Genomic DNA, 17786 nt, shown 5'->3' with positions numbered 1-17786 from the left:
AGGGTCCTTGTCTCCTGTTCCTGTCCAGCAAGGGCAGTGGGCTAGTGGGCGGGCTTGAGCGGCAGCAGTGCGCTGATCCGGAAGCCGCCACCGGGCCGCGGCCCGGCGTCCAGCGTGCCGCCGACCATGCCGACCCGCTCGCGCATACCGATCATCCCGTGACCTGCGCCGTCGGCGCCGCCGTCCTCGTACAGTTCGTGCGCCGCGCCCCGGCCGTCGTCCTCGACCAGCAGACCGAGCCCGTCGTCGAAGTAGACCAGCCGCACGCTGGCCCCGGCATCCGGGCCGCCGTGCTTGCGGGTGTTGGTCAGGGCTTCCTGCACGATGCGGTACGCCGTCAGCTCGACGCCGCTGGGCAGCGGGCGCGGCGTGCCCTCGATCTTGAAGTCCACCGCCAGACCGGTCCGGCGGACCTGCTCGATCAGGTCCTCGATCTGCCCGACATCGGGCTGCGGGACGTACTCCCCGCTCTCCTGGCTGTCGCCGGTGCGCAGCACGCCGAGCAGCCGGCGCATCTCGGCGAGGGCCTGCCTGCCGGTGCTGGAGATGGTCTCCAGGGCCTGCCGGGCCTGGTCGGGCGCCGCGTCCATCACGTACGCCGCCCCGTCGGCCTGCACCACCATCACCGAGACGTTGTGCGCGACGACATCGTGCAGTTCGCGGGCGATACGGGCCCGCTCGGCAGCCACGGCGACCTTCGACTGCGCCTCGCGCTCCCGCTCCAGCCGGGCGGCCCGCTCCTCCAGCTGACTGAAGTACGCCCGCCGGGTCCGCATCGAGTCGCCGAGCACCCAGGCGAGGACGAACGGCACGGTCATGACGACGACGACAAAGACCTCCTGGACCCAGCCGCCCCGGGTGTCGTTGGGCCAGCGCAGCTGCGAGAGACCGGCCGCGCACAGGCTGCAGACCAGTGCGAGCCGTGAGGCCCATCGCTCGCCGACCGTGGCCACCGTGAAGGTGATCACCAGCATGGCGAAGTTCGCGACGTTCGGCCTGACGTCGAGCATCAGCTGCGCGACGCCCGCCGCGACGGCGAGCAGCAGCATCTTCTCCGGCGCCCTGCGGCGCAGCGCGACGACCAGGCAGAGGCCGATGGCGACCGGCACGGCAGCCAGCCGCGGTGTGCCGCGGCCCTGGTCGCCCACGACGGACACGCCGGAGAGCCCGAGGAGGACGACAGCCCAGAAGATGTCGACGCCCGTCGGGTGTCTGCGGATGAAGTCGTAGAGGCGCTGCACGTAACCCAGCGTAGGGACAGGCGGCAGGTGGGTGGGTCAGCCGGAGGGCCGATCCGGTTCCAGGGACCGTACTCCCCAAGGTGGAGACTTGGCCCCGTGACGGATGAGTGGCGTGGGTGGCAGGAGGCGGCCGAGGCCGCTTTGTACGGGGACGGGGGGTTCTACCGGAGCTTCGAAGGGCCGGCCGGACACTTCCGTACGTCCGTGCACGCGTCTCCGCTTTTCGCCGCCGCCGTGGCCCGGCTGCTGGTCAGGACGGCGCGGGAGCTGGGGACGGACGCGGTCGACCTGGTGGATCTGGGGGCCGGGCGGGGAGAGCTGGTGACGGGGGTGCTCGCGGCGCTGCCCGGCCTCGCCCCGGCGGGGGTTTCGGTACGGGCGTACGCCGTGGAGATCGCCGGGCGGCCGGCCGGCCTGGACCCCCGGATCGAGTGGTGCGCCGAGCCGCCGCCGGGGGCGCGGGGGCTGCTCTTCGCCAACGAGTGGCTGGACAACGTCCCGACGCCGGTCGCGGAGACCGATGCGGACGGCATCGACCGCTATGTCCTCGTCAGGACGGCGGACGGCGCGGAGCGGCTGGGTGAACCGGTGACCGGGGCGGACGCCGCCTGGCTGCGGCGCTGGTGGCCGTCGGCCGGGCCGGGCAGCCGCGCGGAGATCGGCCGACCGCGCGACGAGGCGTGGGCGCGGGCGGTCTCCACCCTGTCCGCAGGGCTCGCGGTGGCTGTCGACTACGCCCACGTACGGGAGGCGCGGCCGCCGTTCGGCACGCTGACCGGCTTCCGGGCGGGGCGCGAGGTGCGGCCGGTGCCGGACGGCAGTTGCGACCTCACCTCGCATGTGGCGCTGGACGCGTGCGCGGCGGCCGGGACTGTGGACGGCGAGGAGCCCGAGGTGGTGGATCAGCGGGAGGCGCTGCGGGGGCTGGGTATCAGCGGGGAGCGGCCGTCGCTCGCCCTGGCCTCGACCGATCCGGCGGGATACGTGCGCGCGCTCGCGTCGGCGGGTGAGGCGGCTGAGCTGACCGCGCGGGGCGGGCTCGGCGACTTCGGCTGGCTGCTGCAACGGGTGACACGGCGGCCGTATCCGGCGGGCTCGTCCGGCACGACCGGCCCGTCCGGCGATTGAGTGCATCTTTCGGCCCGCCCGGTGTTGCGGACCGGGGTGCGGCGCGGGGTGCGGCGCGGGAAGGGGCGCGTAGGGGACGGGCCCCCGGCAGGCGCCCCACCCCGCACCACCCCCGGCGCTCAGGGAATACTGGCCGTATGACGGAGACGACAGTCGGCATCGGCGGCGCGGCGGAGAGCACCGACATGGTGCTCAACATCGGGCCCCAGCACCCCTCGACCCACGGCGTGCTCCGTCTGCGGATCGTCCTCGACGGCGAGCGGATCCAGCACGCCGAGCCGGTCATCGGATATATGCACCGCGGCGCGGAGAAGCTCTTCGAGGCCCGCGACTACCGGCAGATCGTGATGCTCGCCAACCGCCACGACTGGCTGTCGGCGTTCTCCAACGAGCTGGGCGTCGTGATGGCCGTCGAGCGGATGCTCGGCATGGAGGTCCCGGAGCGCGCGGTCTGGACGCGGACCCTGCTCGCCGAGCTGAACCGGGTGCTGAACCATCTGATGTTCCTCGGTTCGTACCCGCTCGAACTGGGCGGTATCACCCCGGTGTTCTACGCCTTCCGGGAACGCGAGGAGCTCCAGGCCGTGATGGAGGAGGTGTCCGGCGGCCGGATGCACTACATGTTCAACCGGGTCGGCGGCCTCAAGGAGGACCTCCCGGCGGGCTGGCTGGGTCGCGCGCGGGACGCCATCGCGTCGGTCCGCTCGCGGATGGACGTGTACGACAGGCTGGTGCTCGGCAACGAGATCTTCCGGGGCCGAACCCGCGGTGTCGGTGTGCTGTCCGCCGAGACCGTGCACGCGTACGGGGTGTCCGGTCCGATCGCCCGCGCCTCCGGGGTCGACTTCGATCTGCGACGCGACGAGCCGTACCTCGCGTACGGGGACCTGCAGGACACCCTCAAGGTCGTCACCCGCACCGAGGGCGACTGCCTGGCCCGGTTCGAATGCCTGCTGGAACAGACCCACAACGCGCTGGAGCTGGCGGACGCCTGCCTGGACCGGATGGCCGACCTGGCGCCCGGTCCGATCAACCAGCGGCTCCCCAAGGTGCTCAAGGCCCCCGAGGGCCACACCTACGCCTGGACCGAGAACCCGCTCGGCATCAACGGCTACTACCTGGTGTCCAAGGGCGAGAAGACCCCGTACCGGCTGAAGCTCCGCTCCGCCTCGTACAACAACATCCAGGCGCTCACCGAGCTGCTGCCGGGGACGCTCGTCGCCGACATGGTGGCGATCCTGGGCTCGCTGTTCTTCGTGGTCGGCGACATCGACAAGTAGCCGACAGGGCCCTGGGACCGCTGCCGCCCACCCGTTACGAGATCTGCCGCCCGCTACGAGATGGCACTGCGCAGTCCGGCGACGTCCAGCTGTTCGGTCTCGTCGTGCGCCGTCAGGTCGATGACCTTGCCGACCGTGCGGTTCTCGGCCGTGCCCGTGCGGTGCGCGGCCAGCGCCTCCTCGCCGACCACGTCCGCGAGGTCCTCGTTCTGCACGGACTCGATCGCGGCGTGCGCCTTCTGCGTACCGAAGAAGTCGAAGCTTCCCTGCGGCACCGGATGACGGCGGGACGCGGCGTAGGGAACGACCGCACTGGCGGCCGGGACCGTGCGCGGCGCCGGGAGCACCGTCGACGGGCGGCGGGCCGGGGGCAGGGCGGCCTGCGGGCGGCGCTGCTCGGTGCCCGGTGCCGCGGTCGCCGCATGCTTCCCCTGCGGCTCCTCGGCCTCCCGGGCGCGCTCCTCCAGGTCGCGCTTCCTGGCCTGCTCGGCGGTGCGGCGGGCCTCCTGGAGCGCGGCGTTGCGGCTGAGGTCCTGCAGGGCCTGGGCGGCGCGCAGATACGCGGCCGGCGTCGGCGTGGAGCGGGCGGTGGGCAGCTCCCGGGGCGTGGCGGCCGCTTCGATCGCGAGCTGCCTGCGACCCTCCAGCGCGCTGGCCCGCTCGGTCTCGGCGTTGGCATACCGGCGCAGCAGTGCGGCGTGCTCACCGCGCAGACCGGCGAGCTCCACGCGCTTGCGGCGAAGCTTCGTCTCGAGCCGGACGCGCAGCGTCCGCGACTCGTCGAGGTCGGCCTCGAGCTCCGCTATGCGCTCCTCGGTCTTCCATTCGTCGCTGGCACGGGCGCGCGTCAGGTCCGCGACGCGGCGGCCCGCTTCCCGGTCCCAGGCGCGCATCAGATACGCCCCGGTGACGGCGGCGGCCGCCGCGGCGGCGACCAGTGCGCGCAGGATCAGGGGTTCGGCGAGAAGCCAGGCACCCGCCGCACAGACGACTGCCGCTCCGGCGACGACCGAAGGAGGAAGGATTCTGTGCAGAGGTGGCGAATGGCGATGACGTCCACGTGGCATGGCCTGAAATTTACCGTGCGTAGGGGTCACTTGGGAGGCCGCCCGGCAATCTGTTCCCCGGCAGTTACCTGACGGGCTTACCGGCGGCCTCCTAAGTCGTCATCTGCTACTTCTTGATCAGGCCTTTCGACTGCAGATAGTCCTTGGCCACATCGGCGGGCTTGGCACGCTCGGCGTCGACCTTACGGTTCAGTTCCGCGAGGTCCTCCGTGGTGAGCACCTTGGTGAGCTTGCCGAGCGCATCGGCAATGTCCGGTGCGCCGGCGTCCTTGGCATTGAGAACCGGAAGGACGTTGTCCGCGTTCTGGAGGTTCTTGTCGTCGTCCAGGAACACCAGGCCGTAGCTGTCCAGCACCGCGTCCGTGGTGGTGGTGAGGACCAGCTGGTCCTTGCCGTCCTTCACGGCCTGCTTGGCCTGCGGGGTACCGACTCCCTTGGGGTCGATACCGGTGACATCAATGCCGTACGTCTTCTTCAGACCCGGTGCGCAGAACGGCCGCACCTCGCACTCGTCACCCGCCGCGATCTTCACCTTCAGCTTGGAAGCGCCGAGGTCCGAAAGAGTCTTCAGCTTGTTCTTGTCGGCGAATTCCTTGGTCACCGCGAAGGCGTTCTGGTCGACGGCGTCACCGGCCGGAAGCACCTTCAATCCGCGCGGGGTGGCGAGCTTCTCCAGCGCGGCGACGGTGGCCGCCGCATCCCCGGAGGCAACCGGCTTCTCCTCGGCCGCCTTCGCCCCGTTCACCTTGGCGTTGAGGAATTCGGCGATCGTCGCGGCGTATTCCGGTACGACGTCGATCTCGCCCTTCTCCAGGGACGGCTCGTACAGTTCCCGGTTCTTCACGGTGGTGACCGAGGTGCTGTATCCGGCGTCGCCGAGAATCTGCGCGTACAGCTCGGCGACCACCTTGGACTCGGTGAAGGCGGCGGCGCCGACGACGAGTGAGCCCTTCTTCCCGGAATCACCGGACGCGGCGGAACCGCCCTTGTCCTTCTCCAGGCTGTCGCCGCCGCAGGCTGCGAGCGAGCCGGCCAGCACGACCATGCCGATGACCGCGCCCGCTATGCGCGAGGTCTTGCTCATGTTGTTCTCCGTCCACAGCAACAGGGCTGTTTGCGAGGTGCGTTGGGCATATGAATGGGATCAGCTGATCAGGCGGTCCGCCGACGGCGGAGCGGCGACAGGACCCGGTCCAGCCCCACCAGCACCGCCTCGACGAGCAGGGCGAGCACGGCGACGAGCAGCGCGCCCGCGACCACCTGCGGTGTGTTGTACGTGTTGAATCCGGCGGTGATGATCCGGCCGAGACCGCCCTGGCCGACCATCGCGGCGATCGTGGCCGTGGCGACGACCTGGACCGCCGCCGAGCGCAGGCCGGTCATGATCATCGGATAGGCCAGCGGGAGCTCGACCCGTACGAAGAGCTGGCCGCCGGACATCCCCATGCCTCGCGCCGCCTCCGCCACCGACCGGTCCACCTCCGCCATCCCGACATAGGCGTTGGTCAGCAGCGGCGGCACGGCGAACAGCACCAGCGCGATGACCGTCGGCACATATCCGGCGTTGCGCAGCGGCGACACCATGAACAGGGCCAGCACCGCGAAGACCGGGATCGCCCGCCCCACATTGGAGATGTTGACGGCCAGCGCGCCCCCCTTCCCGATGTGCCCCAGATACAGGGCCAACGGCAGCGCGATCACGCAGGCCAGCGCGAGCGACACCCCGCTGACGTACAGATGCTCGCCGAGCCGGTGGCCCGCCCCGCTCTCCCCCGACCAGTTGGCGCCGGTGGTCAGCCAGGTCCAGGCCTCTGCGAGAACTCCCATGCGTCAGACCGCCTCTGCCGTAGCGCCCGTGCCCACGGCGTCGCGGGCCCTCGGTATCCGGGTCCAGGGCGTCAGCAACCGCTGCACCCCGAGCAGCAGCAGGTCGGCGACCACCGCGAGCAGGACGCAGAGCACCGACGCGGTGAGCACCTGCGCCTTGAAGAAGCTCGGCAGGGCATCCTCGATGAGGTTGCCGAGGCCGCCTCGGCCCACGATCGATCCGACGGTCGTCAGTGCGATCGTGGAGACCGTGGCGATGCGGACCCCGGCCATCAACGCGGGCAGCGCCAGCGGGAGTTCGACCTCCCACAACAGTCTCCCCGGCCCGTACCCCATGCCCTTCGCGGCTTCCTTCGCCTCCTGCGGCACCGCTTCGAGCCCGGCCAGGATGTTCCGTACGAGAATGGTCAGCGAATACAGCACAAGGCCGGTGACCACCAGCGCGGCGGAAAGTCCGAACAGCGGCAGCAGCAGCGAGAACATCGCCAGCGAAGGCACGGTGTAGAGCACCGTCGTCAGTCCGAGCACCGGTCCCGCCAGCCGCCGGCTGCGGCGCGCGAGCAGCGCCAGCGGAAATGCCACCAGGAGTCCGATCACCACCGATACCGCGGTGATCCAGATGTGCTGGACGGTCGCATCGGTCAACTCCTGGCTGCGGGAGCGGAGATACTCCCCACAGATCCAGTCGTTCGCCACCAGGCAGTTCTGTCCGGCCATCCGTCCCCCCACCTCCCGTTTGCCGTGTCGGACCGATGTCTGGCGACCCTATCCTCGACCACTGACAATCGCCGAGGCCGTTGTATTCCAGCAACATGTCCTTCACAGAACACGCGCCACAATGGGGAACCATGATCCGATTCGAGCACGTCACCAAGCGGTACGCGGACGGCACGACCGCCGTCGACGATCTCTCCTTCGACGTGGCCGAGGGTGAACTGGTCACGCTCGTGGGGCCGTCGGGCTGCGGCAAGACCACCACCATGAAGATGGTGAACCGGTTGATCGAACCGACCGAGGGCCGGATATTCCTCGACGGGGACGACATATCCTCCATCGACCCCGTCCGACTGCGCCGCCGTATCGGCTACGTGATCCAGCAGGTCGGTCTCTTCCCGCACAAGACGGTGCTGGAGAACACGGCGACCGTTCCCCATCTCCTGGGCTGGAAACGGGGAAAGGGCCGGGAGCGCGCCGCCGAACTCCTCGACCTCGTGGGGCTCGATCCGTCCGTTTACGGTGACCGATATCCGGACCAGCTCTCCGGCGGTCAGCGCCAACGCGTCGGAGTGGCACGGGCACTGGCCGCGGATCCGCCGGTACTGCTGATGGACGAACCTTTCGGCGCGGTCGACCCGGTCGTCCGTGAACGCCTGCAGAACGAATTCCTCAGGCTCCAGGCGCAGGTCCGCAAAACCGTTCTTTTCGTCACTCACGACATCGAGGAAGCCGTCCGGCTCGGCGACCGGATCGCCGTCTACGGACAGGGCTCCATCGAGCAGTTCGACTCCCCGGCGACCGTACTCGGCGCACCCGCCACCCCGTACGTCGCGGACTTCGTCGGCGCGGACCGCGGTCTCAAGCGGCTCTCCGTCACCCCCATCGAGGAGAGCGACCTCGACCAGCCTCCCGTCGTGCATCTGGACGACCCGCTCTCCCGGGCGACCGAGCGGCTGCGCGCGGAAGGTGCGCGCTGGGCCGTAGTCCTGGACGGCGACGACAAACTGCACGGCTGGATCCCGGCGGGCACCGCCCCCACCGAGGCCAAGGGCACGGTCCGTGAACACGCCCGCCGCATGGAGGCCTGGCTCCCCGTCGGCGCCCCGCTCAAGCAGGCGTTCGCCACCATGCTCCAGCACGACGCGGGCTGGATAGCGGTCATCGACAAGGAGAGCACCGGCCGGTTCCTCGGGGTGCTCACCCCGGCTCGTCTCCATGAAGCGCTGCGCCGCTCGATCGACGCGGACGCCCAGGACGTGCCCCGCGCCGAGGTGGCTGTGGAAACCGTGGCGACCGTTGCCAGGACCGGCACTCGCTGAGCCGGCGACGAACGCTCAGTTCTCACTCAGCCGGCTGCTCATCCACTCCAGCGCCGAAGGGATCTCCCGCCGCCACGTGTTGAAGTTGTGCCCGCCACTGTCCAGCACGATCGACGACACCTGCGCGGGTGCCTTCACCTTCGCCATGAAGTGCCGCGTACCCCAGTAGTTCCCCTCGCCGTGCCGCGACGTGGTCACCAGGAAGGACGAGTCGGGCTGCGGCAGATGGTCCAGGCTCCACAGCAGATCGGCGCGCTCACGGGCCTGCCGGCTCCCGTGGAAGAGATCACCGGTCGTCGGGTCCTCGGCCGCCCTGTAGTACGCGGACAGACCGGCGCTGGCCGAGAACCTGTCCGGGTGGTGCAGGCCGATCTTCAGCGCGCAGTAGCCACCGGTCGAGTTGCCGATGATGCCCCAGTTCCGCGCCCGCTTCCCGATTCGGTACGCGTCCGAGACCGCCTGCGGCAGGTCCTTCGCGAAGAACGTCTCGGTCTGGGGACCACCCTTTATGTTCACGCACTCGGTGTCCCTCGGCGGCGCGACCGTCGGCCTCAGCATCACCAGAATCATCGGTTGCGCCCGGCCGGCTCTCACCCGATCGAGTGCCGTCCGCGGGTACTGAAGACCCTTCAGGAGGTTCTCCGAGGTACCCGGGTAGCCGGTGAGGACGACGACCGCGGGGAACGTCCGGCGGGCGTACTCGGACTGGAAGTACTCCGGCGGCAGATACACATACGCCGAGCTCTCGATTCCCGACCGCCGTCCCGCGACGACCACCTTGTCGATCCGGCCGACGGCCGTGGGCCGCGATTCGCCCCGGACATCGGGCCGTTCCATCCCGATCCGGACGATGTTCTGCGATGCCGACGCCCCGGTGGCACCGTCCGCCACCACGCCCGGTTCCTGCTGCCGACCGAAGAAGTCGGCCCAGGAGCTGTAGAACTGAAAGGAGTTGTTTGCCAGCAGGCCAACCGAGGCGAAGAGCATCACCTGGGTGGCCAGCAACAGGCCGACCCGGCCGAACACCGCGGACACACTGCGGCGGGCGAGCCGCGGCCAAAAACAGACCGTGGCGGCGAACAGGACGACAGCCAGCCCGATGGCCAGGGCCAGAACTGCCTTACTGGTGAGCCCCATAGTGGGTGAGCTTTCTTGTCAGGAAATTTCCGGGATGCGGGTGAACCCGCTGCCCGGAAGCCTCGTCCTAGAGGTCGCACATCGTCCGGGGCGCTTCGGCCGACGGACTCAGGAATCTCTCGCGGAGCCACGGGAAGCGATGTCTGTCACGCTAGATGGGGATAAATCGGGTTCGGTTCCGCGTGCTGTACGCAAGCTCGTACGCGGACCGCGTCCGGAGGCCGTTCCGGCACTCGTCGGCACCGCCTGCACGTTCGTCGGCCTGATCGACGTCGCCGCAGGCGTGTTCCCACGCTTCAGGCACAGCCGGATGCACACGCTCGCCGAAGTGCTCCCCGGGGCCCTCGGCCCCTTCGCCGCCGCGCTGTCGCTGAGCGCGGGAGTGCTGCTGCTGCTCCTCGCACACGGCCTCAAGCGGCGCAAGCGGCGGGCCTGGCGCGCCGCCGTGGCCCTCCTGCCGGCCGGTGCGGCGGCGCAGTTCGCCTACCGGCACTCGGTCATCGGCACCGTCGTCTCACTGGCGCTGTGCTACCTGCTGGTCCGCCACCGGAATGAATTCACCGCACTCCCCGACCCGCGGAGCCGTTGGTGGGCACTGGCCAACTTCGTTCTCCTCGGAGCGGGTTCGCTCGGACTGGGGCTGGTCATCGTCTCCGTCCACCCCGGCCGGGTCGTCGGGAACCCCTCCATCGCCGACCGGCTCCAGCACGTCCTGTACGGAATGTTCGGCTTCGAGGGTCCCGTCGAGTACGCCGGGGTGACCTCCTGGACCGTGGCGTACTCGCTCGGCGCACTCGGTCTGCTGACCGCCGTCACCACCATCTATCTCGCGTTCCGCCCCGAACATCCGGCCGCCCGCCTCACCGAGGAGGACGAGGTCCGGCTGCGCGCCCTCCTCGACAAGCACGGCGGCCGCGACTCGCTCGGCCACTTCGCACTCCGCCGCGACAAGGGCGTCGTCTTCTCCCCCAGCGGCAAGGCCGCCGTCTGCTACCGCGTCGTGTCCGGCGTGATGCTGGCCAGCGGCGACCCGATCGGCGACGTGGAGGCCTGGCCGGGCGCCATCGAGCGGTTCATGGACGAGGCCAAGGCGCACTCCTGGACACCCGCGGTGATGGGCTGCAGCGAGACCGGCGGCGAGGTCTGGACCCGCGAGACCGGGCTCGACGCGCTGGAGCTCGGTGACGAGGCGGTGGTGGATGTCGCGGATTTCTCCCTCGCCGGTCGCGCGATGCGCAACGTGCGCCAGATGGTGAAGCGCATTGAGCGGGCCGGTTACGAGACCCGCGTCCGGCGCGTCCGCGACATCGGCGAGACCGAGCTGGCCCGCATCCGGCGGGCCGCCGCCGACTGGCGCGGCACGGACACCGAGCGCGGCTTCTCCATGGCGCTCGGCCGGATCGGCGACCCGGCCGACGGCGACTGCGTCATCGCCACCGCTTACAAGACCGACGAGCGCACCGCCGACTCCCCGTACGGCGACCTGAAGGCCGTGATCCACTTCGTCCCGTGGGGTACGGACGGCATGTCCCTGGAGCTCATGCGCCGCGACCGCTCCGCCGACCCCGGTATGAACGAGCTGCTGATCGTCGCCTCCCTCCAGGACGCGCCCCGGCTCGGCATCGAGCGCATCTCGCTGAACTTCGCGATGTTCCGCTCGGCGCTCGCCCGCGGCGAGCGACTGGGTGCGGGCCCGGTGCTCCGGGGCTGGCGCGGCCTGCTGATCTTCCTGTCGCGCTGGTTCCAGATCGAGTCGCTGTACAAGTTCAACGCCAAGTTCCGGCCCCGCTGGGAGCCCCGCTTCGTCGTCTACCGCACCGGCCGCGACCTGCCCCGGATCTCGTTCGCCGCAATGCAGGCCGAGGGCTTCGTCAACGTCGGACTGCCCCGTCCGTTCGCCCGCCGCTTCGCGTCCGCCCGGCCCCTCCCCTGCGCCCACGCACCGGCCGTCGGCCAGGAGCACGGTGCCCGCACGGCATAACACCGCTCGGTACGGGCCTACGCTGGTCGCATGAGTACGTTGCGTGGACGAGGCACGGTCCAAGGCCTGCCGGAGTGGGACCGCTGTGCGGTCATGGGCGTCGTCAATGTGACCCCGGACTCCTTCTCCGACGGGGGCCGCTGGTTCGACACCACGGCTGCGATCAAGCACGGCCTCGACCTGGTCGCCGAGGGCGCCGACCTGGTCGATGTCGGCGGCGAGTCGACCCGCCCCGGCGCCAGCCGGGTGGACGAGTCCGAGGAGCTGCGGCGCGTGGTCCCGGTCGTCCGGGAGCTGGCCCGGGAAGGCGTCACGATCTCCGTGGACACCATGCGGGCGCGCGTCGCCGAACAGGCCGTCGCCGCCGGTGCGACCCTGGTCAACGATGTGAGCGGCGGGCTCGCCGACCCGGACATGATCCCGGTCGTCGCCGCGTCCGGCACGCCGTTCGTCGTCATGCACTGGCGCGGCTTCAGCGAGTCCATGAACAGCCGCGCGGTGTACGAGGACGTCGTCGCCGAGGTCGTCGCGGAGCTGCGGATGCGGATGGACGCCGTGGTCGCGGGCGGTGTCGCCCCCGAACGGATCGTGGTCGACCCGGGCCTCGGCTTCGCCAAGGACGCCGCCCACGACCTCGCCCTCGTCGCCCACCTCGACGAGCTGCGCGCCCTCGGCCGTCCGCTGCTGGTCGCCGCCTCCCGCAAGCGGTTCCTCGGCCATGTGCTGGCCCGCGAGGGCGCCGCCCCGCCGCCCGCCCGCGAACGCGACGCGGCCACCGCCGCGATCTCCGCCCTGTCCGCCCGGGCGGGCGCCTGGGCGGTCAGGGTCCACGAGGTCCGGGCCACCGCCGACGCCGTACGGGTCGCCCGCGCCGTCGAGGGAGCCGCGTGAGCGAGCGCCACGACGACCAGGCGGAGGCCGCCGCCGACATCGCGGCGGTCGAGCAGGCCAACACCGCTTTCTACGAGGCGATGGAACGCGGCGATCTGGACGAGCTCTCCGGGCTCTGGCTGCCCGGCGAGGACCTCACCATCTCCTGCGTCCACCCCGGCTGGCCGGTGCTCAGCGGCCGCGGCGAGGTGCTGCGCAGCTATGCGCTGATCATGGCGAACACCGAGTACATCCAGTTCTTCCTGACCGATGTCGGGGTCTCGATGACCGGTGACACGGCCCTGGTGACCTGCACCGAGAACATCCTCAGCGGCGGCCCGGCGGAGGACGGCGGCGAGCTCGGGCCGCTGGTCGGCCAACTCGTCGTCGCCACCAATGTGTTCCGCCGCACCGTGGACGGCTGGAAGCTGTGGTCCCACCACGGGTCGCCGGTGCTGGCCGACTCCGATGAAGACGACGACGAGGACACGCCCTCCTGAGCGGGTATGCCTCCGAAGGGAATGGAATCCGGGACCACGGGTAGGGGAGGCGGCTACCAGCCCAGCACGGCCTTGTCCATAGCCCCGCGGGCGAGCACTGTCGGTGCTCGCAGGTAGATTCGAATGAGGGCACCTCGCCGCCCGCACGCGGCCCCGGGCCTCTACGACCAACGACAGCAGGAGTGATTCGCGTGGATCGTGTCGCGCTGCGCGGCCTCAGGGCCCGTGGGAACCATGGTGTCTTTCCGCGGGAGCGGGAAGAGGGCCAGACCTTCATCGTGGACCTGGTGCTCAGCCTCGACACCCGTCCCGCGGCAGCCGCCGACGACCTGACGAAGACCGTGCACTACGGCGTGGTCGCGGAGGAAGTCGTCGAAATCGTGCAGGGAGACCCGGTCGATCTGATCGAAACACTCGCGGAACGCATCGCCCAGAAATGCCTGGGGCACGAAGGTGTCGAGGAGGTGGAGGTCGTCGTCCACAAGCCGGATGCGCCGATCACCGTTCCGTTCGACGATGTGACCATCACCATCACCCGGAGCCGAGCATGACTGCATTTTCTACCGAGGGGCAGAGCGACCCGACCGTACAGCCGGTTCCCGCCTCCGTGGTCGAGCAGGTGGACGCCGCGGACATCACTCTCTCGAACCCCAAACGAGCCGTGCTCTCCCTCGGCTCCAACCTCGGCAACCGGCTGGAGACCCTGCAGGGCGCCATCGACGCGCTGGAGGACACCCCCGGCCTCCGGGTCAAGGCGGTCTCCCCGGTGTACGAGACGGAGCCCTGGGGCGTCGCCCCCGGCTCCCAGCCGTCGTACTTCAACGCGGTGATCGTCGTGAAGACGACGCTTCCCCCGTCCTCCCTCCTGGAGCGCGGCCAGGCCATCGAGGAGGCCTTCGACCGGGTCCGTGAGGAGCGCTGGGGCCCGCGCACCATCGACGTCGACATCGTGGCGTACGCGGACGTGGTCTCCGACGACCCGGTCCTCACCCTCCCCCACCCCCGGGCCCATGAGCGCGCCTTCGTCCTCGCCCCGTGGCACGACATCGACCCCGAGGCCCAGCTGCCCGGCCGCGGTCCGGTCGCCGACCTGCTCAACGGCGTCGGACGCGAGGGCATACAGCCCCGGCCCGATCTGGAACTCCGCCTGCCCGAGTAGTCGTTAGGCTCAGGGCAGGCCGGCAACGGCACAGAACAGACAGACGGACACAGAGACCGACGATCGGTCGACCGGCGGCGAAGGGCGGCTCTCGCGGTGAGGCAACTACGGCTCGGGGTACTGGCCGGAATCTTCGTCGCGGCAGGCGTGCTGTCCTGGGGCGGTGCCCGCCTCTGGGACTCGCTCGACACACTGCCGAGCGTGCCTCTCGCCGCGCCCGTCGTGCTCGCGGTGATCGCCGTCATCCTGCTCGCGACGGCGCTCTCCATCCGCTCCCGGCTGCGCGCCCAGCGTGAGCGCCGCCCGGGCGCGAAGGGCGTCGAGCCGCTGATGGCGGCCCGCGCCGTGGTGTTCGGCCAGGCCAGTGCTCTGGTCGTCTCACTGGTCGCCGGCCTGTACGGCGGCGTGGGAGTCTTCCTGCTCGGCTCGCTCGACGTTCCTGCCCGCCGCGACCAGGCGATCTACGCCGGCTTGGCGGTGCTGGCGGGCATCGGAGTGGTTGCCGCCGCCCTGTTCCTGGAGCGCGTCTGCAAGCTCCCGGACGACAAGGACGACGACAAGAGCGCCGCTTCCGCCTGACGCGCCGTGCCCGTCCGGCACACCGGCACCATCCACGGCAGCACCGGCAACCGGCCCTCAGCGCGCCATGATCAGGCTCATTGCCTCCGCGCGCGTCGCGGGGTCGCGCAGCTGGCCGCGTACCGCCGACGTCAGCGTCTTCGCGCCCGGCTTGCGGATCCCGCGCATCGACATGCACATGTGCTCGCACTCGACGACGACGATGGCTCCGCGCGGCTCCAGGATCCGCATCAGCGAGTCGGCGATCTGCGTGGTGAGCCGCTCCTGGACCTGCGGGCGCCGGGCGTAGACGTCGACCAGCCGGGCCAGCTTCGACAGACCGGTGATCTTTCCGGTGGTCGCCGGGATGTACCCGACGTGCGCGACTCCCCGGAACGGCACCAGGTGGTGCTCACAGGTCGAGAACACTTCGATGTCCTTGACCAGCACCATCTCGTCGTGACCGAGGTCGAACGTGGTCGTCAGGACGTCCTCGGGCGCCTGGTGCAGGCCCGCGAATATCTCCTTGTACGCCCGCGCCACCCGTCCCGGCGTCTCCCGCAGCCCCTCCCGGTCCGGGTCCTCCCCGACGGCGATGAGAAGCTCACGCACCGCGGCCTCGGCCCGCTTCTCGTCGAACTCACCGATCGAACCCTGGCCGTCCAGCGTCACCGGGTCGGTCATCTGTGCCTCGTTCCTTCAGCTGTCACCTGCGCGGCATCGCGCGGGCATACCAAAAAGCCGTGCCCCACAGGCTAAAACCTGGGGGGCACGGCATCCATTCCGGGTCGGTGGACCCCCGTGACGGGGGCCACACCGGGTCCGTACTAGCTCTCCGGACGCTCCTCCGGGATCACCTCGGTTGCCGGGGCGGCCGGGGCGGTGTCCGTCGGCGTCGACCCGTTGGCCGTGGTGACGCCGTTGGTGAGAGCGAGCTCCTTCGGCGAGAGCACCGGAGGCCGCGTCGATGGCGTACGCCGTGCGGAGCCGGTCCACGCCGGGCGAGCCGGACGCTTCACGATCCCGGCGAAGATCTCGGCGATCTGCTCCTTGCCGAGGGTCTCCTTCTCCAGCAGCTGGAGGACCAGGTTGTCGAGAACGTCGCGGTTCTCGACGAGGATCTCCCAGGCCTCGTTGTGCGCCGTCTCGATGAGCTTCTTGACCTCTTCGTCGACGAGCGCCGCGACCTCTTCCGAGTAGTCGCGCTGGTGGCCCATCTCCCGGCCCAGGAAGGGCTCGGTGTTGTCGCCGCCGAACTTGATCGCGCCGAGCCGCTCCGTCATGCCGTACTGCGTGACCATCGCGCGGGCCGTGGCACTGGCCTTCTCGATGTCGTTCGCAGCGCCGGTGGTCGGGTCGTGGAAGACCAGCTCCTCGGCCGCGCGCCCGCCCAGCATGTAGGCAAGCTGGTCGAGCATTTCGTTGCGCGTCGTGGAGTACTTGTCCTCCTCGGGCAGCACCATCGTGTAACCGAGGGCGCGGCCGCGGGAGAGGATCGTGATCTTGTGCACCGGGTCCGAGTTCGGCGAAGCCGCCGCGACCAGGGCGTGTCCGCCCTCGTGGTACGCGGTGATCTTCTTCTCCTTGTCGGACATGATCCGGGTCCGCTTCTGCGGGCCGGCCACGACGCGGTCGATCGCCTCGTCCAGCATTTCGTTGTCGATCAGCTTCAGGTTGCTGCGCGCCGTGAGGAGCGCCGCTTCGTTCAGCACGTTCGACAGGTCGGCACCGGTGAAGCCGGGCGTACGACGGGCCACGGCGCCGAGATCGACGTCCGGGGCGACCGGCTTGCCCTTCTGGTGCACCTTGAGGATCTCGAGACGGCCCTGCATGTCCGGCCGGTCGACCGCGATCTGCCGGTCGAAGCGGCCCGGACGCAGCAGCGCCGGGTCGAGGATGTCCGGCCGGTTCGTGGCGGCGATCAGGATCACGCCGCCCTTCACGTCGAATCCGTCCATCTCGACGAGCAGCTGGTTCAGGGTCTGCTCGCGCTCGTCGTGACCACCGCCGAGACCCGCACCGCGGTGCCGACCGACGGCGTCGATCTCGTCGACGAAGACGATCGCCGGGGCGTTCGCCTTGGCCTGCTCGAACAGGTCACGTACCCGGGAGGCACCGACACCGACGAACATCTCGACGAAGTCGGAACCGGAGATCGAGTAGAACGGGACGCCCGCCTCGCCCGCGACGGCGCGTGCGAGCAGCGTCTTGCCCGTACCGGGAGGCCCGTACAGCAGGACGCCCTTGGGGATCTTGGCCCCGACTGCCTGGAACTTCGCCGGCTCCTGGAGGAACTCCTTGATCTCGTGGAGTTCCTCGACCGCCTCGTCAGACCCCGCCACATCGGCGAACGTCGTCTTCGGAGTGTCCTTGGTGATCAGCTTGGCCTTGGACTTGCCGAACTGCATGACCTTGGAGCCGCCACCCTGCATCTGATTCATCAGGAACAGGAAGACGACCACGATCAGGACGAAGGGCAGCAGCGAGAGAAGGATCGAGATGAACGGCGACTGCTTCGACGGCGAGACGGTGTAACCCTTCTCGATGTCACCGCTCTCGAACTTCTTCTGCAGTGTGTCGGCAAGCTGGACACCCTGGTCACCGATGTAGCTCGCCTGGAACTTGCTGCCGGACTCGCCCGGGAGCTTCTGGCCGTCCTTCAGCTCAATCTTGAGGATCTGTTCGTCACCGGTGGTCAGCTTGGCCTGCTCCACCTGGTCCTTGCTGATCGCCTGGATCACCTTGCCGGTGTCCACCGTCTTGTAGCCGCCCGACGAGCCGACGACCTGCATCAGCACGACCACGGCGAGGACGGCCAGCACGATCCACATGACCGGCCCACGGAAGTATCGCTTCACGTCCATCCATACGGAGCGAAGTCGCCCCGTCCCTCCTGCCCGTAGGTAAATGCTGCTGAATGCTGCTGTGAGAAAAGACTGTTCTTCGGACGGTACCCCAGCATTGTCACCCGTGACCGCCGAGGACGTCTGTCAAACGTGCCT

17 protein-coding genes are annotated in these 17786 nt (G+C 69.8%); 9 read left to right on the top strand and 8 right to left on the bottom strand.

Features of this window, described 5'->3' with window-relative positions:
* Window positions 1-41: 41 nt before the first annotated feature.
* Window positions 42-1241: a sensor histidine kinase gene (locus OHA03_RS15965; RefSeq protein WP_267004513.1), complete on the bottom strand. Its 1200-nt coding sequence runs from the start codon at window positions 1239-1241 to the stop codon at window positions 42-44.
* 96 nt (window positions 1242-1337) lie between these two features.
* Here OHA03_RS15965 and OHA03_RS15960 point away from each other — a divergent pair, with 96 nt between their 5' ends.
* Together OHA03_RS15960 and OHA03_RS15955 are read left to right on the top strand one after the other, a co-directional pair.
* On the top strand, window positions 1338-2369 hold the full coding sequence (locus tag OHA03_RS15960; protein WP_267004512.1) for an SAM-dependent methyltransferase: 1032 nt from the start codon (window positions 1338-1340) through the stop codon (window positions 2367-2369).
* A gap of 137 nt (window positions 2370-2506) precedes the next feature.
* Entirely contained in the window at window positions 2507-3649 is a 1143-nt protein-coding gene (locus OHA03_RS15955; RefSeq protein WP_267004511.1) for an NADH-quinone oxidoreductase subunit D, read from the top strand.
* Between the two features lie 53 nt (window positions 3650-3702).
* On the opposite strand, the gene OHA03_RS15950 is transcribed toward OHA03_RS15955, so the two are convergent.
* The 4 genes from OHA03_RS15950 to OHA03_RS15935 all read right to left on the bottom strand — a co-directional run bounded on the left by OHA03_RS15950 (window position 3703) and on the right by OHA03_RS15935 (window position 7260).
* A complete protein-coding gene (locus OHA03_RS15950) occupies window positions 3703-4716 on the bottom strand; it encodes a hypothetical protein (protein WP_267004510.1) in 1014 nt (337 codons plus the stop codon).
* 106 nt (window positions 4717-4822) lie between these two features.
* A complete protein-coding gene (locus OHA03_RS15945; RefSeq protein WP_267004509.1) occupies window positions 4823-5800 on the bottom strand; it encodes an ABC transporter substrate-binding protein in 978 nt (325 codons plus the stop codon).
* 68 nt (window positions 5801-5868) lie between these two features.
* Window positions 5869-6543: an ABC transporter permease gene (locus OHA03_RS15940; RefSeq protein ID WP_267004508.1), complete on the bottom strand. Its 675-nt coding sequence runs from the start codon at window positions 6541-6543 to the stop codon at window positions 5869-5871.
* A gap of 3 nt (window positions 6544-6546) precedes the next feature.
* A complete protein-coding gene (locus OHA03_RS15935) occupies window positions 6547-7260 on the bottom strand; it encodes an ABC transporter permease (RefSeq protein ID WP_267004507.1) in 714 nt (237 codons plus the stop codon).
* A 131-nt stretch (window positions 7261-7391) separates the two neighbouring features.
* On the opposite strand from OHA03_RS15935, the gene OHA03_RS15930 reads away from it, so the two are divergent.
* Window positions 7392-8579, top strand: a complete 1188-nt coding sequence (locus OHA03_RS15930) for an ABC transporter ATP-binding protein (RefSeq protein ID WP_267004506.1) — start codon at window positions 7392-7394, stop codon at window positions 8577-8579.
* A gap of 15 nt (window positions 8580-8594) precedes the next feature.
* On the opposite strand, the gene OHA03_RS15925 is transcribed toward OHA03_RS15930, so the two are convergent.
* A complete protein-coding gene (locus tag OHA03_RS15925) occupies window positions 8595-9716 on the bottom strand; it encodes an esterase family protein (RefSeq protein WP_267004505.1) in 1122 nt (373 codons plus the stop codon).
* Between the two features lie 139 nt (window positions 9717-9855).
* Between OHA03_RS15925 and OHA03_RS15920 the strand changes: the two genes are divergently transcribed.
* The 6 genes from OHA03_RS15920 to OHA03_RS15895 all read left to right on the top strand — a co-directional run bounded on the left by OHA03_RS15920 (window position 9856) and on the right by OHA03_RS15895 (window position 14805).
* A complete protein-coding gene (locus tag OHA03_RS15920; RefSeq protein ID WP_267004504.1) occupies window positions 9856-11697 on the top strand; it encodes a phosphatidylglycerol lysyltransferase domain-containing protein in 1842 nt (613 codons plus the stop codon).
* Window positions 11698-11790: 93 nt separating this feature from the next.
* On the top strand, window positions 11791-12588 hold the full coding sequence (folP, locus tag OHA03_RS15915; protein ID WP_267008062.1) for a dihydropteroate synthase: 798 nt from the start codon (window positions 11791-11793) through the stop codon (window positions 12586-12588).
* Window positions 12585-13067 (top strand): nuclear transport factor 2 family protein, encoded by a 483-nt coding sequence (locus OHA03_RS15910; protein WP_267004503.1) that lies wholly within the window; start codon window positions 12585-12587, stop codon window positions 13065-13067. The genes folP and OHA03_RS15910 overlap by 4 nt, the downstream gene beginning before the upstream one ends.
* Before the next feature lie 191 nt (window positions 13068-13258).
* Entirely contained in the window at window positions 13259-13618 is a 360-nt protein-coding gene (folB, locus tag OHA03_RS15905; protein ID WP_030972318.1) for a dihydroneopterin aldolase, read from the top strand.
* Entirely contained in the window at window positions 13615-14226 is a 612-nt protein-coding gene (folK, locus tag OHA03_RS15900) for a 2-amino-4-hydroxy-6-hydroxymethyldihydropteridine diphosphokinase (protein WP_267004502.1), read from the top strand. Before folB ends, folK begins: the two co-directional genes overlap by 4 nt.
* Before the next feature lie 96 nt (window positions 14227-14322).
* Window positions 14323-14805, top strand: a complete 483-nt coding sequence (locus tag OHA03_RS15895) for a DUF3180 domain-containing protein (protein ID WP_030925266.1) — start codon at window positions 14323-14325, stop codon at window positions 14803-14805.
* Window positions 14806-14862: 57 nt separating this feature from the next.
* Here the strand turns inward: OHA03_RS15895 and folE are convergent, their stop codons facing one another.
* Window positions 14863-15468: a GTP cyclohydrolase I FolE gene (gene folE, locus OHA03_RS15890; RefSeq protein ID WP_093777878.1), complete on the bottom strand. Its 606-nt coding sequence runs from the start codon at window positions 15466-15468 to the stop codon at window positions 14863-14865.
* Between the two features lie 143 nt (window positions 15469-15611).
* Complete coding sequence (gene ftsH, locus OHA03_RS15885; protein ID WP_267004501.1) at window positions 15612-17648, bottom strand: ATP-dependent zinc metalloprotease FtsH; 2037 nt, start codon at window positions 17646-17648, stop codon at window positions 15612-15614.
* Window positions 17649-17786: the final 138 nt, after the last annotated feature.

Source organism: Streptomyces sp. NBC_00154, from assembly GCF_026342835.1.
Taxonomy (GTDB): Bacteria; Actinomycetota; Actinomycetes; order Streptomycetales; family Streptomycetaceae; genus Streptomyces.
Note: the sequence above shows the minus strand (reverse complement) of the source record. Positions and strands in the feature narration are given on the sequence as shown.

What these genes read in the sequence shown, in the direction of transcription:
- folE (WP_093777878.1), bottom strand. Translation starts at nt 15,468, where the DNA reads ATGACCGACCCGGTGACGCTGGACGGCCAGGGTTCGATCGGTGAGTTC.
- folK (WP_267004502.1), top strand. Translation starts at nt 13,615, where the DNA reads ATGACTGCATTTTCTACCGAGGGGCAGAGCGACCCGACCGTACAGCCG.
- OHA03_RS15955 (WP_267004511.1), top strand. Translation starts at nt 2,507, where the DNA reads ATGACGGAGACGACAGTCGGCATCGGCGGCGCGGCGGAGAGCACCGAC.
- OHA03_RS15925 (WP_267004505.1), bottom strand. Translation starts at nt 9,716, where the DNA reads ATGGGGCTCACCAGTAAGGCAGTTCTGGCCCTGGCCATCGGGCTGGCT.
- OHA03_RS15940 (WP_267004508.1), bottom strand. Translation starts at nt 6,543, where the DNA reads ATGGGAGTTCTCGCAGAGGCCTGGACCTGGCTGACCACCGGCGCCAAC.
- folP (WP_267008062.1), top strand. Translation starts at nt 11,791, where the DNA reads ATGGGCGTCGTCAATGTGACCCCGGACTCCTTCTCCGACGGGGGCCGC.
- OHA03_RS15935 (WP_267004507.1), bottom strand. Translation starts at nt 7,260, where the DNA reads ATGGCCGGACAGAACTGCCTGGTGGCGAACGACTGGATCTGTGGGGAG.
- OHA03_RS15920 (WP_267004504.1), top strand. Translation starts at nt 9,856, where the DNA reads ATGTCTGTCACGCTAGATGGGGATAAATCGGGTTCGGTTCCGCGTGCT.
- OHA03_RS15950 (WP_267004510.1), bottom strand. Translation starts at nt 4,716, where the DNA reads ATGCCACGTGGACGTCATCGCCATTCGCCACCTCTGCACAGAATCCTT.
- OHA03_RS15945 (WP_267004509.1), bottom strand. Translation starts at nt 5,800, where the DNA reads ATGAGCAAGACCTCGCGCATAGCGGGCGCGGTCATCGGCATGGTCGTG.
- ftsH (WP_267004501.1), bottom strand. Translation starts at nt 17,648, where the DNA reads ATGGACGTGAAGCGATACTTCCGTGGGCCGGTCATGTGGATCGTGCTG.
- OHA03_RS15930 (WP_267004506.1), top strand. Translation starts at nt 7,392, where the DNA reads ATGATCCGATTCGAGCACGTCACCAAGCGGTACGCGGACGGCACGACC.